Raw genomic sequence first — 13,296 nt, 5'->3', positions numbered from 1 at the left:
TCGCGTGCGGAGCCGGGTGGAGCGCTGAGCACATGGGTGACCGGGGCCTCTGTTCCGTTATTCCGTGATGAGAGCCTGCGGCCTCAATTCGACGAAGGCGGTCGACGAGGCATCGTACTTCTCGGTGAAGTGCTGGAGGAGTAAGGCGTGCAGCTCGCTTTCGTCGTCGACCACGACGAGTTCGTGTGCGCCGGGGGCGCTCAAGGCATCGCTGTGCGCCGACAGTTGGTCCAGCCGGTGGCGTGCCATGTACGACACGAGGTCGTGCCCCGCGACATACAGGGCGTCGTCCGCGTAGACGAAACGGCAGCTGAACGCCCTGCGGCCGTCGGTCGCGTCGACCAGGGTCACCGGCAGACGGGTGAACCGCTCCATGGGTTTGCCCTGCTGCCACAGTTCGTCGAACCTCTGCTCGACGAACGTGCCGAGCGGGGAGCGGACGGCCACTTCGAGCTGGACGCCCTCGCCGGAGAGACGGCCGACGGTGAGGAAGGAGACGAGGGAGCGGTCGTCCCAGCGGTACAGGGTCACCCCGGGGGACGTGGAACACAGGCGCACTTCGAGCAGGTGGCGGCAGTCCTCGTCGAGCCGGTGCGCGAAGCGGTCCAGGGTGCGCAGGTTGCGCATGATGTCGCGGCGGATGTCGGCGCTCTGCTCACCCAGTTCACGGCCGCGCAGGATGACCGCCAGGGAGTCCGGGTCCAGGAGCAGGATCTGTACGCGGGCGCCGTGCGCGGTGGCCGCCTTGACGCCGCGGAAGAGCCGCTCGGAGAACTGCGGGCCGAACACGCTGGAGAAGGTGTCGAGGACCTTGACGTTCGAGGTCGCGCCGTAGACCTGGGCGCTGAACCATTCGTAGTCCAGCCGGGTGTGCTCGCGGACCCGGCCCTCCTGGGCGCGGCTGATCAACGGGCCGATCACGAACACGGTGACGACGACGCCGACGATGTCCGTGCCGAGATTCAGGGCGAGGTTCTCCCCGTAACTGTCCATGCGCCGGGCGCTCCAGAGCAGCAGCGCGGCGACGGCGGCGAGCAGACCGAGGGCGGTGAGGCTCTGGGGACGGCGCGGCGTGCGCAGGGTGCGCAGCAGCCAGCGCGGCCGTGACAGCGGCGACCTTGCGCTCACCTGCGCTCCCTCCGTGGCCGTGCGGGCGCACCGGAGGACACGCTCCCCCGTGGACTGTGTGGATACCCGTGCCGCCGGGGCCCTACGCGTCGAACGAACAGCCGGTCCCCGCAAGCCTGTTGGGGCTGCGAGGACCGGCGGGGAGGAGTGCGGGATCAGCCCAGCGGGTGCATCCAGCCATGGGTGTCCTCGGTGATGCCGCGCTGGATGTCGAGCAGGGCCTCGCGGAGGCGGAGGGTGACCTTGCCGGGCTCGCCGCCGGACTGGAGCCACTCGGTGCCGTCGCGCTTGACCGTGCCGACGGGGGTGATGACGGCGGCGGTGCCGCAGGCGAACACCTCGGTGAGGGTGCCGTTCTCGGCGTCGGTCTGCCACTGGTCGATGGAGACGCGGCCCTCCTCGGCGGTGTAGCCGAGGTCGCGGGCGACGGTCAGCAGGGAGTCACGGGTGACGCCCTCCAGGATGGAGCCGGTGAGGGACGGGGTGACGATCCGGTCGCCGTACACGAAGTACAGGTTCATGCCGCCGAGTTCCTCGATCCACTTGTGCTCGACCGCGTCGAGGTAGCAGACCTGGTCGCAGCCCTTGGCGGCGGCCTCCTTCTGCGCGAGGAGGGAGGCGGCGTAGTTGCCGCCCGTCTTCGCGTCGCCCATGCCGCCGGGGACGGCGCGGACACGGTCCTCGGAGAGCCAGATCGACACCGGCTTCACGCCGCCCGCGAAGTAGGCGCCGGCGGGCGAGGCGATGACGAGGAAGAGGTATTCGTTCGCGGGCTTCACGCCGAGGCCGACCTCGGTCGCGATCATGAAGGGGCGCAGGTACAGGGACTCCTCGCCACCGTGGGCGGGCACCCAGTCGCGGTCCTGGCGGACCAGCGCGTCACAGGCCTCGATGAAGGTCTCCACGGGCAGCTCGGGCATGCCGAGCCGGCGGGCGGAGGCCTGGAAGCGCTTGGCGTTCTTGTCGGGACGGAAGGTCGCGACGGAGCCGTCGGGCCGGCGGTAGGCCTTGAGGCCCTCGAAGATCTCCTGCGCGTAGTGCAGGGTCATGTTCGCCGGGTCGAGGGAGAGCGGTCCGTACGGAACGAGCTGGCCGTCGTGCCAGCCGCGACCCTCGGTCCACTTGACGGTCACCATGTGGTCGGTGAAGTGGCGGCCGAACCCCGGGTTGGTCAGGATCGCCTCGCGCTCGGCGGAGGCGAGCGGACTGGCGGAGGGCTTGAGCTCGATCGTGGGCTGCGTCATGAGTGGTTTTGTCCTTCACCGGTTGTATGTGACGGGCCGCACTCGCACCCGGACCGTCCGTGGCCAGTGCTAGGACGTCCGAGCATTCCCTCGTTCCGCGGCTCCGCCTCGATTATCGCGCGCGGAGGGCCGTGGACGAAACGATGGGAATACGGCCCGGGGGTGACCCAGGGGACTGATGGTGGCACCCGGCGGCGGAACGGCGAAAGCCGCCGGGCGCTGATGCGACCCGGCGGCTGCTACGGAACGTAGGTGGTGCGCCGGGTCAGCCGGCTACGCGCAGGGCGAGCGCGTCGCCGATCTCCTCGGTGCTGCGAGCGGGCTTGCCGACGCGCTCGGCGAGGTCGGCGGAGACGGCCTCCTCGATCCGGGCGGCCTCGGCCTCGTAGCCGAGGTGGCGCAGGAGCAGGGCGACGGACAGCACGGTGGCACTGGGGTCGGCCTTGCCCTGGCCCGCGATGTCGGGCGCCGAGCCGTGCACGGGCTCGAACATCGAGGGGAACTCGCCGCTGGGGTTGATGTTGCCCGAGGCGGCGACCCCGATGCCTCCGGAGACGGCCGCGGCGAGGTCGGTGATGATGTCGCCGAAGAGGTTGTCGGTGACGATCACGTCGAAGCGCTCGGGCTGGGTGACGAGGAAGATCGTCGCCGCGTCCACGTGGATGTAGTCGGTGGTGACCTCGGGGAACTCCTCGGCCACCTTGTTGAAGACGTTCGTCCACAGGTGCCCCGCGAAGGTGAGCACGTTGTTCTTGTGGACCAGCGTCAGCTTCTTGCGCGGGCGGGCCTGCGCGCGGGCGAAGGCGTCACGGACGACCCGCTCGACACCGAAGGCCGTGTTGACGGAGACCTCGGTGGCCACCTCGTGCACGGTGCCCTTGCGGATGGTGCCGCCGTTGCCGGTGTACGGGCCCTCGGTGCCCTCGCGGACCACGACGAAGTCGATCTCGGGCTGGCCGGCGAGCGGGGTGGCGACGCCGGGCAGGAGCTTCGAGGGACGCAGGTTGACGTGGTGGTCGAACGCGAAGCGGAGCTTGAGCAGGAAGCCGCGCTCCAGGACACCGGACGGGACCGAGGGGTCGCCGATCGCGCCGAGCAGGATGGCGTCGTGCCCCTTCAGGGCGTCGAGGTCGGCGTCGGTGAGGGTCTCACCGGTGGCGTGGTAGCGCCGGGCGCCGAAGTCGAACTCCTCGGTCTCCAGTTTCACGTCCTGCGGGAGGACGGCGGAGAGGACTTTGAGCCCCTGGGCCACGACTTCCTGGCCGATGCCGTCACCGGGGATCACTGCGAGATCGATGCTGCGAGACATGACGGCACCGTACTCCCTGTCCCATGGAATGACACACGACGTCCGCCATGCGGACACGATGGTGTCGCGGCACGTCCATGCTTCGACACACGTTCACCCGTAGGTATGAACGCCGTTGGCGTGAGGTGGGAACTTTCCAGACATGACCGCTCCCTCCACCGGGGCCTCCCCCGAGCGTCCCGTCCCCGATGTCGGTATCCCGTACGAGCTCGCACGCGACATGAGCATGGCGGAGCAGTACGAGTACCTGAGGACGCGACCCACGCGGCGCCGGGCGCTCGTCGCGGCGAGCGCCTTCGCGGGCGGCGGCCTGCTGGCCGGCTGCGCCCGGGGCACCCGGGCGCCGTCCCGGACGGCGCCCGGCTCCTCGGCGAACCCGGCCACCCGCGAGGTGTCCGGCTCCGCCGTCACCCCGTTCGGCCGCCACCTCGCCTTCGGCGCCGACCCCAAGACCCAGATGCGGGTCTCCTGGCAAGTGCCGTTCGCGGTCAGGCGGCCCTACATCCGGGTGGGCCCGACACCCTGGACGCTGAGCCGGAGGATCGAGGCCGAGGTCCGCCCGCTGCACACCCCGGGCGTCACCGGCCAGCGGGCGCCCCTGGAGCAGTACTACCTGCACGCGGCGCTCGACGGGCTGCGCCCCGGGACGACGTACTACTACGGCGTCGGTCACGAGGGCTTCGATCCCGCGAGCAAGGAGCGGCACTCCACGATCGGCCACTTCCGCACCGCGCCCGCGCACCCCGGGACGTTCGTGTTCACGGCCTTCGGCGACCAGGGCGTCACCCCCGACGCGCTCGCCAACGACAAGGTGCTCCTCGGCCGCGGACCCGCCTTCCATCTGCACGCGGGCGACATCTGCTACGCGGACGGGGTCGGACTCGGCCGGCAGTCGGACATCTACGACCCGGCCGCCTGGGACCTGTTCCTGAGGCAGACCGAGACGGTCGCGAGGACCGTGCCGTGGATGGTGACGACCGGCAACCACGACATGGAGGCCTGGTACTCGCCGAACGGCTACGGCGGCCAGTCGGCCCGCTGGACGCTCCCCGGCAACGGCTTCGACCCCCGCAACGCGCCGGGCGCCTACTCGTTCGTGTACGGCAACGTCGGCGTCGTCGCGCTGGACGCCAACGACGTGTCGTACGAGATCCCCGCCAACAAGGGCTACTCGCGGGGCCGGCAGACGGCCTGGCTCGACAAGCGGCTCGGGGAACTGCGCAGCCGGGTGGACTTCGTGGTCGTCTTCTTCCACCACTGCGCCTACTCGACCTCGACGCACGCCTCCGACGGAGGGGTGCGCGACGCCTGGGTGCCGCTGTTCGCCAAGCACCAGGTGGACCTGGTGATCAACGGACACAACCATGTGTACGAGCGCACCGACGCCATCAAGGGCGGCACGGTGGGCAGGCAGGTGCCCGTGGGCGCCTCGACCGATCCGACCCGGGACGGGATCGTCTACGTCACGGCGGGCGGCGCGGGCAAGAGCCTCTACCGATTCCCCGCCGGGGTCAAGGACAGTTACGAGGGCAGGGTCACGCACCGCGAGGCGGTCGAGACATTCCACTGGACGAAGTCGAAGCAGCAGAAGCCGGACACCGTGGAGTGGTCCAGGGTGCGGTACACCGGCTTCTCCTTCCTCTCGGTGGAGGCGCAGGCGGGCCCCTCCCCCGTGCTCAAGGTGTCGGCGCTGGCCCAGAGCGGTGAGCGCATCGACCACTTCGAGGTGCGGCGCGGAGCGTGACCCCGCGCCGCACCTCCACGGGCGCGGCTCCCGGTACCGGGGCGGCGGGCCTCAGTGGCCCGTCGCTCCGCCGTTGTCCCTGCGGTCGAGGGCGCGCTGGAGCGCGGCGGCGGCGTTCTTGCGGTCGGACTCACTGCTCGTGCGCGAGAGGTGACGGACTCGGCGGACGGTCGTCTCGGCCATGATGAATCGACTCCTTGCCTCCGGTGGCACCCGAACGGGCGGCCGGAAGTGCGATGAGGGATTTACGAGACGCCGGAAGGGGCGGGGAGCGGTGCCGCAGGGGTTGCCTGCCAAGGGCTCCGGCTCACGACCGCCATTCGCTTGGTCGAGCGAGACGTTCGGCTCCTACCAAGCTAGGCGAGGACCGCGCATCTGTCTCCACAATTACTCGGACTTCCTACTATCTGAGACGGTGGACTGGCTCACACGGCCGCGACCTGGGACTTCACTCAGAGCACGTCACCCTCGCGCCAGTCGAAGACCAGCGCGTGCGCCGGGTCGAGCGGGTCCCGGGCGGGGCCGGGACGCACGAAGGTGGTGCCCTCCTCGTCGGGGAGGCGGACGGTTCCGTCCGGCGTGAGCACACAGACCCGGCCCGGCCAGAGCCGCCAGCCCCGCGCCGCGTACAGGGCGGCGCCGTCCTCGCTGGCGGAGAGCGCGCCGAGCCCGTACGCGCCCGCGATGATCCGTTCCAGCTCGGCCATCACCCGTCCGCCGAGCCCCGCGCGGCGCACGTCGGCACGTACGCCGACCGCCTCGACGTATCCGGCCCGCAGCGAGCGGCCGCGGTGCAGGACGCGCCGCTGGATCACCGAGCCGTGCGCCGCGATGCCCCGGCCGTCGTGGATCAGGACGTGCAGTCCGCCGAGCGCGTGGTCCCAGTCCTCGTCCCGGAAGTCCCCGTCGAAGGCGTCCTCCAACAGGGTGCGGGCGGCGCGGAGTTCGGCGGGTTCGAGATCCGCCGTGTGGGCGATCCGCAGTCGGGTGGCCATGCGGCCAGTATTCACACGCGAGCCGGGAATCCCAGCCTTCCGGCCTAACCTTTGAAATCCACTTGCCCGGTTACAAGGGAGCGTGCTGAACTGTTCTCACCACCAAAAAGCACTTCAGGGGTTAGGGGAATCGGTCATGGGAAGTCACCCGGTCCACCACCGCGCCGTCACCGTCGACGGTCACCGGATCGCCTACCGCGAGGCGGGCCCGGCGGACGCTCCCGTGCTGCTCCTGCTGCACGGCTTCCCCACCAGCTCGCACATGTTCCGGGACCTGCTGCCGCTGCTGGCCGACCGCTACCACCTGATCGCCCCCGACCACCTCGGCTTCGGCCGCTCGGACGCCCCGGCGGCCGCCGCCTTCCGGTACACCTTCGACCGGCTGGCCGAAATCACCGGAGCGTTCACGGAGCGGCTCGGCATCGAGGAGTACGCGCTCTACATCCAGGACTACGGCGCCCCGATCGGACTCAGGCTGGCGCTCGCGCACCCCGAGCGGGTGACCGCGATCATCACGCAGAACGGCAACGCGTACGAGGAGGGGCTGGGCGCGGACGCCTGGGCCCCGGTGCTGGCGCTGATCGCGGAGCGCACCCCCGTGACGGAGGCGCCGGTCCGGGCGATCAGCGGCCCGGACGGGATCCGGTGGCAGTATCTGACCGGCGTGGCGGACCCGACCCTGGTCAGCCCCGACGCCTACGAGCACGATGCCGCCCTGATGGCCCGTCCGGGACAGGCGGAGATCCAGCTCGACCTGATCTCCGACTACGGCTCCAACCTCGCGCTCTACCCCGCGTTCCAGGAGTACTTCCGCACCAGCGGGGTGCCGCTCCTGGCGGTCTGGGGCGCGGGCGACGAGATCTTCGTCCCCGAGGGCGCCCTCGCCTTCCGGCGCGACCTTCCGGACGCCGAGATCCATCTGCTGCCCACGGGGCACTTCGCCCTGGAGACCCACGCGCACCAGGCGGCCGGCCTGATCCGGGACTTCCTCGGGCGGCATCTGTGAGAAGGGCGGCCTGTGCGGGAGGGGCGGCGCGCGCCGGGACACGGGGCGCGCCACGGGACACCGGCACGCGCCGTGGAACTGGAACCGCCCCCGCTCCACGGACGGGGGAGACCGTGAGGCGGGGGCGGAGTGGGTGACGGGCGGCCGGCCCGGGGGCCGGCGGCCTCGTTCGGCTGTCAGCCCATGTGCGGGTAGCCGTAGTCGGTCGGCGGGACCAGCGTCTCCTTGATGGCGCGGGTCAGCGTCCAGCGCATCAGGTTCTGCGGGGCGCCCGCCTTGTCGTTGGTGCCGGAGGCACGGCCGCCGCCGAAGGGCTGCTGGCCGACGACGGCGCCGGTCGACTTGTCGTTGATGTAGAAGTTGCCCGCCGCGTAGCGGAGCTTGTCCATCGTGTACGCGGCCGCCGCACGGTCGCCGGAGATGACCGCGCCGGTGAGCGCGTAGTCGGACGCCGACTCCATCTGGGTCAGCATCTCGTCGTACTTGTCGTCCTCGTAGACGTGCACGGCGAGGAAGGGGCCGAAGTACTCGGTCGTGAAGACCTCGTTCTCCGGGTCCGAGCACGCGACGACGGTCGGGCGCACGAAGTAGCCGACGGAGTCGTCGTACGAGCCGCCCGCGACGATCGTGCAGGTCGGGTCAGCTTTCGCGCGGTCGATGGCCGCCTTGTTCTTGGCGAAGGACCGCTCGTCGATGACCGCGCCGATGAAGTTCGACAGGTCGGTGACGTCACCCATGGTCAGCCCGTCGACCTCGGCCGCGAACTCCTCCTTGAAACCGGAGTTCCAGATGGAGGCCGGGACGTAGGCACGGGAGCTCGCCGAGCACTTCTGGCCCTGGTACTCGAAGGAACCGCGGGTCAGGGCGGTCTTGAGGATCGCGCGGTCGGCCGACGGGTGGGCGACGACGAAGTCCTTGCCGCCGGTCTCGCCGACCAGACGCGGGTAGGAGCGGTACTTCTCGATGTTGTTGCCGACCGTCTTCCACAGGTACTGGAAGGTCTTGGTCGAGCCGGTGAAGTGGATGCCGGCGAGGTCGCGGTGCTCCAGGGCGACCTTGGAGACCTCGATGCCGTCACCGGTGACGAGGTTGATGACGCCCTTGGGCAGGCCCGCCTCCTCCAGGAGCTGCATCAGCAGCACGGCGGCGTGGGTCTGCGTCGGGGACGGCTTCCACACGACGACGTTGCCCATGAGCGCCGGAGCGGTGGGCAGGTTGCCCGCGATCGCGGTGAAGTTGAAGGGCGTGATCGCGTAGACGAAGCCCTCCAGCGGGCGGTGGTCCATGCGGTTCCACACGCCCGGGGAGTTCGCCGGGGGCTGCTCGGCGAGGATCTGGCGGGCGTAGTGGACGTTGAAGCGCCAGAAGTCGACGAGCTCGCAGGGGGTGTCGATCTCGGCCTGCTGGGCGGTCTTCGACTGGCCGAGCATGGTGGAGGCGGCCAGCGTCTCGCGCCAGGGACCGGCCAGCAGCTCGGCGGCGCGCAGGATGATCGCGGCGCGGTCGTCGAAGGCCATCGCGCGCCAGGCGGGGGCGGCGGCGAGGGCCGCGTCCACGGCGTCCTGGGCGTCCGCCTGCGTGGCGTTGGCGTAGGTGCCGATGCGCGCCTTGTGGTTGTGCGGCTGCACGACGTCGAAACGGTCGCCGCCGCCCATGCGCCGCTCGCCGCCGATCGTCATCGGCAGGTCGATCGGGTTCTCGGCCAGCTCCTTGAGCTTGGCCTCCAGGCGGGCGCGCTCGGGCGAGCCGGGCGCGTAGCCGTGCACCGGCTCGTTGACGGGGGTGGGGACCTGGGTCACAGCGTCCATTTTTTCCGTAACTCCTTGAGTCGAGCGGGTGTTCGGTCTCAGCCCTTGGTCAGGATCGAGCGGGCGAAGAAGAGCAGGTTGGCCGGCTTCTCCGCGAGGCGGCGCATGAAGTAGCCGTACCAGTCGGTGCCGTACGCGGTGTAGACGCGCATGCGGTGGCCCTCGGCGGCGAGCCGCACGTGCTCGTCGCTGCGGATGCCGTACAGCATCTGGAACTCGTACTCGTCCAGCTTGCGCCCGGCGGTCCGCGCCAGCTCCTGCGCGATCGAGATGAGGCGCGGGTCGTGGGACCCGATCATCGGGTAGCCCTCGCCCTCCATCAGGATCCTCAGGATGCGGACGTACGCCTTGTCGGTCTCCGCCTTCTGCTGGTACGCGACCTCGGCGGGCTCCTTGTAGGCGCCCTTCACCAGACGGACGCGGCTGCCGCTCTCGGCGAGGCGGCGGGCGTCGGCCTCGGTGCGGAACAGGTAGGCCTGAATCACACAGCCGGTCTGCGGGAAGTCCTTCCGCAGCTCCTCGTGGATCGCGAACATCGAGTCGAGGGTGGTGTGGTCCTCGGCGTCCAGCGTGACGGTGGTGCCGATCGCGGCGGCGGCCTCGACGACCGGGCGGACGTTGGCCAGGGCCAGCTCGTGGCCGCCCTCCAGGGCCTGCCCGAACATGGAGAGCTTGACCGACATCTCGGCCTTGGTGCCGAGGCCGAGCTCCTTGAGGCGGCCGATCAGCTCCAGGTACGCGTCACGGGCGGCGTAGGACTGCTCGGGGGTCGTGATGTCCTCGCCGACGACGTCCATCGTGACTTCCAGGCCCTTGCCCGTGAGGTCCTTGATGATCGGGACGACCTGGTCGACGGTCTCACCGGGGATGAAGCGGTCGACGACCGGCTTGGTCACCGGGGCGGCCGAGATCAGACGGCGCATCTTGTCGCTGCGCGAGGCGGCGAGAATCACGGGACCCAGCACGGGGCACCTCCACAACGAAGTCAGCAGGAGGCCGAATCCCGACGATTCGGGTACGGCACGGAGAACCACCGTGAAACCTAGGGATATCTCCGATCCTGGGCCATCGACAGCTGTCACGCATCCCTGCCCCTGATCTCAGACATATGTATGAAGGCCTCGCGGAAATGCGCGAGAATGCCGGGGTGAGCGGTGAACACAGAGGCGACTATCAAGAGCTGGTCGACGAGATCTCGGCGCTCCTCGGCGTCCCGGCCACGCTGGAGAACCGCGATTTCGAACTGATCGCCTTCGGCGCGTACGACAGCGAGGGCGACCTCGACCCGTCCGCCCTGGACCCCGTGCGCACCCGCTCGATCCTCACCCGACGTTCCACCACCGCCGTCCGCACCTGGTTCGAGGGCTTCGGCATCACCCGCGCGACCGGTCCGGTCCGTATCCCGCCGACCCCTGAGGCCGGGGTCTACCGGGGGCGGATCTGTCTCCCGGTACGCCATCGGGGCATCGTCCTCGGCTATGTCTGGCTGCTCGAGGACGACCCGGGCCCCACCGACGCCCAGCTGGCCGGGGCCATGGAGGTGGCCTCCCGCATCGGCGCGCTGCTCGCGGACGAGGCCCAGGCAGGGGCGGACCTCACCCGGGAGCTGCGGGCCGTCCTGACCGCCGAGCGTGGCTGGCAGCTGGACATGGCGGTGGCCGAACTGCGGACGGCGCTCGGCGCCCGCGGCGAGGGACTGCACACGGTCGTGTGCGTGGCGCCGTGGCCCTCGGCCGACCCGGACGACGCCCCCTCCGCCCGTACGGTGCCGGGCGCGACCGCGCTGTGCACGATCCCGTGGGGCACCACCGACCAGAGCCTGGCCCTGCTGATCCGGCTGCGCTCCCCGGAGGTCCTGGCTCCCGCGCTGACGGCGGCCGGCCGGTTCGTACGGGAGGCCGCGGGCGCCCGCGGCGCGGGCCGGGGCGCGGGCCGGGGCGGGGGTACGGGAGCGGCCTCGCCCGGCGGGACGGCCGCCGCCGGGGTCGCCGGGGCCCGGGAGGGGCTCGGGGAGCTGGGGGCCGCCTGGCGCGAGGCCGCCGCGGCCGCGCGCGCGGTGCTGGCCGAGCCCCGGCTCGGTCCCGTCGCCGAGTGGGGTGCGATCGGCCCCTTCCGGCTCCTGACCGCCCTGCCGCCGGACGCGGCCCACGATCCGGCCGTGAGCGCTCTGTTGGGCACCGCCCACCGTGAACTGGCGCGCACGGCCGAGGTGTTCCTCGACCGCGCGGGTCAGGCCGGGCGCACGGCGGCCGAGTTGGGCATCCACCGGCAGACGCTCTACTACCGCCTGTCCCGGGTGGAGCAGCTCACCGGCCTCGACCTGGACGACGGCGAGGACAGGCTCCTGCTCCACATGGCCCTGAAGGGCGCTCGGCTCTAGGGAGGGGCGGACAGGCCGGGGAGGATCCTGTCGGTCCGTCGGTCCGTCGGTCCGTCGACCAGGAGGCCAGCTGGTCAACAGGTCAGCTGGTCAGCAGGTCGGCGACGGCTGCCACGCCCTCGGCGATCGCCCGCTCCCCCACGTCACCGAAGCCGAGCACCAGCCGGGGCGGTGTCGCCGACCCGTCCGCGCGGCACGGGCTCATGCCGTACAGGCCCACGGCACGCTCCCGGGCCGCGAGGACGACGGACCGCTCGTCGGTGCCCGGCGGCAGATGCAGGACCGCGTGGAATCCGGCGGCCAGCCCGGTGAGCCGGACCTCGGGAGCGTGCGCGGCCAACGCGTCGACCAGGGCGGTGCGCCGGGCCGCGTAGAGCGTGCGCATCCGCCGCAGATGACGGTCGTGGCGCCCGGACTCGATCAGCTTCGCGAGGGCCAGCTGGTCCAGGACGGGGGAACCGCGGTCGGCCAGCCGCTTGGCCTCGGTCAGCGGGGCGGTGAGCGCGGGCGGGCAGAGCAGCCAGCCGATGCGCAGCGCCGGGGCGAGCGACTTGCTGACGGTGCCGATCGAGACGACCCGGTCGGCCGCCAGCCCCTGGAGAGCCCCGACCGGCTCCCGGTCGTAGCGGAACTCGGCGTCGTAGTCGTCCTCGATGACGTACGCGTCCCTGCGCATGGCCCACTCGATCAGCGCGATCCGGCGTTCGGGGGCGAGGACGACGCCGGTGGGCCACTGGTGGGCCGGGGTGACGACGACGGCGCGGGCCCCGGTCGCGTCGAGCGCGCGTACGTCGACGCCGTCCTCGTCGACCGGTACGGGCACGGCCCGCAGACCCGCGGCAGCGGCGGCGGCCGACGCGGTGGCCGGGCCGCCCGGATCCTCGTACGCCACCACCCGCACCCCGGCGAGCGCTAGGCCGCTCAAGGCCAGTCCGAGCCCCTGCGCGTAGCCGGAGCAGACGACGGTCCGCTCGGGGTCGGCCGCGGCCGCCCGTACCCGGCGCAGATATCCGGCCACCACCTCGCGCAGCACCGAACTCCCGCGCGGATCGCCGTAGTCGAGATCCGCGGTCGGCATCGCGCGGGCCGCCTCGCGGGTCGCCCAGAGCCAATCGGCCAGCGGGAAGCTCCCCAAGTCCGGTACGCCGTGCCGGAAGTCGGCGATCAGACGAGGGGCGGTCCGCTCCCGGGAGGCGAGCGCGGGTGGCACGTGCGCTCCCGCGGCGACCCGGGTGGCGGAGCCGACACGGGTCACCAGGTAGCCCTCCGACTGGAGTTGGGCGTAGCAGTCCTGGACGAGACCGCGCGACAGACCGAGTTCGCCGGCGAGTGCGCGGGAGGAGGGGAGCCGCTCCCCGGCGCCGAGCCGGCCCGTGCGGATCGCCTCGCGCAGCTGCCGCTCCAGCTGGGAACGCAGCTGCTCGCCGCTGTCCCGGTCGACGGACAGCAGCAGTTCGGGTGACAGACCGGACCACTGCGGAGGCATGGAATTGGAGCTTACCGGCGGTCCGGCCGGAGCCTAGCGTCGAATCCATGACGCCTTCCTCGACGCCCCGGCCCTCCCGAAGGACTCCCCCGGCACCCGCCCCGTCCCCGGCCCCTGGTCCGGTGGGCGCGTCCGTCTCACCGGCACCGGCGGACCCGGCGGCGTCCGCGTCCCCGGCGCCCGAGGGGCCCGCCGG

At 71.4% G+C, this 13,296-nt stretch carries 11 protein-coding genes; 3 read left to right on the top strand and 8 right to left on the bottom strand.

What is annotated here, in order from left to right:
* Positions 1-57: 57 nt before the first annotated feature.
* From ACZ4AA_RS28650 to ACZ4AA_RS28640, 3 genes are all read right to left on the bottom strand, one after another.
* Positions 58-1,128, bottom strand: a complete 1,071-nt coding sequence (locus tag ACZ4AA_RS28650; RefSeq protein ID WP_467609141.1) for a hypothetical protein — start codon at positions 1,126-1,128, stop codon at positions 58-60.
* 155 nt (positions 1,129-1,283) lie between these two features.
* Complete coding sequence (locus tag ACZ4AA_RS28645) at positions 1,284-2,372, bottom strand: branched-chain amino acid aminotransferase (RefSeq protein ID WP_467609139.1); 1,089 nt, start codon at positions 2,370-2,372, stop codon at positions 1,284-1,286.
* A 265-nt stretch (positions 2,373-2,637) separates the two neighbouring features.
* The gene (locus ACZ4AA_RS28640) at positions 2,638-3,681 is read right to left on the bottom strand and encodes a 3-isopropylmalate dehydrogenase (RefSeq protein WP_467609137.1); all 1,044 of its coding nucleotides are present in this window, start codon (positions 3,679-3,681) and stop codon (positions 2,638-2,640) included.
* A gap of 142 nt (positions 3,682-3,823) precedes the next feature.
* On the opposite strand from ACZ4AA_RS28640, the gene ACZ4AA_RS28635 reads away from it, so the two are divergent.
* Entirely contained in the window at positions 3,824-5,425 is a 1,602-nt protein-coding gene (locus tag ACZ4AA_RS28635; protein WP_467609135.1) for a purple acid phosphatase family protein, read from the top strand.
* A 51-nt stretch (positions 5,426-5,476) separates the two neighbouring features.
* Here ACZ4AA_RS28635 and ACZ4AA_RS28630 read toward each other — a convergent pair whose 3' ends face one another.
* On the bottom strand, positions 5,477-5,608 hold the full coding sequence (locus ACZ4AA_RS28630) for a hypothetical protein (RefSeq protein ID WP_103550476.1): 132 nt from the start codon (positions 5,606-5,608) through the stop codon (positions 5,477-5,479).
* Between the two features lie 269 nt (positions 5,609-5,877).
* Positions 5,878-6,420 carry a GNAT family N-acetyltransferase gene (locus ACZ4AA_RS28625; protein ID WP_467609133.1) on the bottom strand — a complete coding sequence of 181 codons (543 nt, stop codon included), beginning with the start codon at positions 6,418-6,420 and terminating at the stop codon, positions 5,878-5,880.
* 136 nt (positions 6,421-6,556) lie between these two features.
* Between ACZ4AA_RS28625 and ACZ4AA_RS28620 the strand changes: the two genes are divergently transcribed.
* Positions 6,557-7,426 carry an alpha/beta fold hydrolase gene (locus tag ACZ4AA_RS28620; protein ID WP_467609131.1) on the top strand — a complete coding sequence of 290 codons (870 nt, stop codon included), beginning with the start codon at positions 6,557-6,559 and terminating at the stop codon, positions 7,424-7,426.
* Between the two features lie 176 nt (positions 7,427-7,602).
* Here the strand turns inward: ACZ4AA_RS28620 and pruA are convergent, their stop codons facing one another.
* Together pruA and ACZ4AA_RS28610 are read right to left on the bottom strand one after the other, a co-directional pair.
* Complete coding sequence (pruA, locus tag ACZ4AA_RS28615) at positions 7,603-9,234, bottom strand: L-glutamate gamma-semialdehyde dehydrogenase (protein ID WP_467609129.1); 1,632 nt, start codon at positions 9,232-9,234, stop codon at positions 7,603-7,605.
* 38 nt (positions 9,235-9,272) lie between these two features.
* The gene (locus tag ACZ4AA_RS28610) at positions 9,273-10,199 is read right to left on the bottom strand and encodes a proline dehydrogenase family protein (protein ID WP_467609126.1); all 927 of its coding nucleotides are present in this window, start codon (positions 10,197-10,199) and stop codon (positions 9,273-9,275) included.
* A gap of 164 nt (positions 10,200-10,363) precedes the next feature.
* Here ACZ4AA_RS28610 and ACZ4AA_RS28605 point away from each other — a divergent pair, with 164 nt between their 5' ends.
* A complete protein-coding gene (locus ACZ4AA_RS28605) occupies positions 10,364-11,614 on the top strand; it encodes a PucR family transcriptional regulator (RefSeq protein WP_467609123.1) in 1,251 nt (416 codons plus the stop codon).
* Between the two features lie 82 nt (positions 11,615-11,696).
* Here ACZ4AA_RS28605 and pdxR read toward each other — a convergent pair whose 3' ends face one another.
* On the bottom strand, positions 11,697-13,100 hold the full coding sequence (pdxR, locus tag ACZ4AA_RS28600) for a MocR-like pyridoxine biosynthesis transcription factor PdxR (protein ID WP_467609121.1): 1,404 nt from the start codon (positions 13,098-13,100) through the stop codon (positions 11,697-11,699).
* Between the last annotated feature and the right edge of the window lie 196 nt (positions 13,101-13,296).

The sequence above is a fragment of the Streptomyces sp. NPDC024698 genome (genome assembly GCF_055559015.1).
Note: the sequence above shows the minus strand (reverse complement) of the source record. Positions and strands in the feature narration are given on the sequence as shown.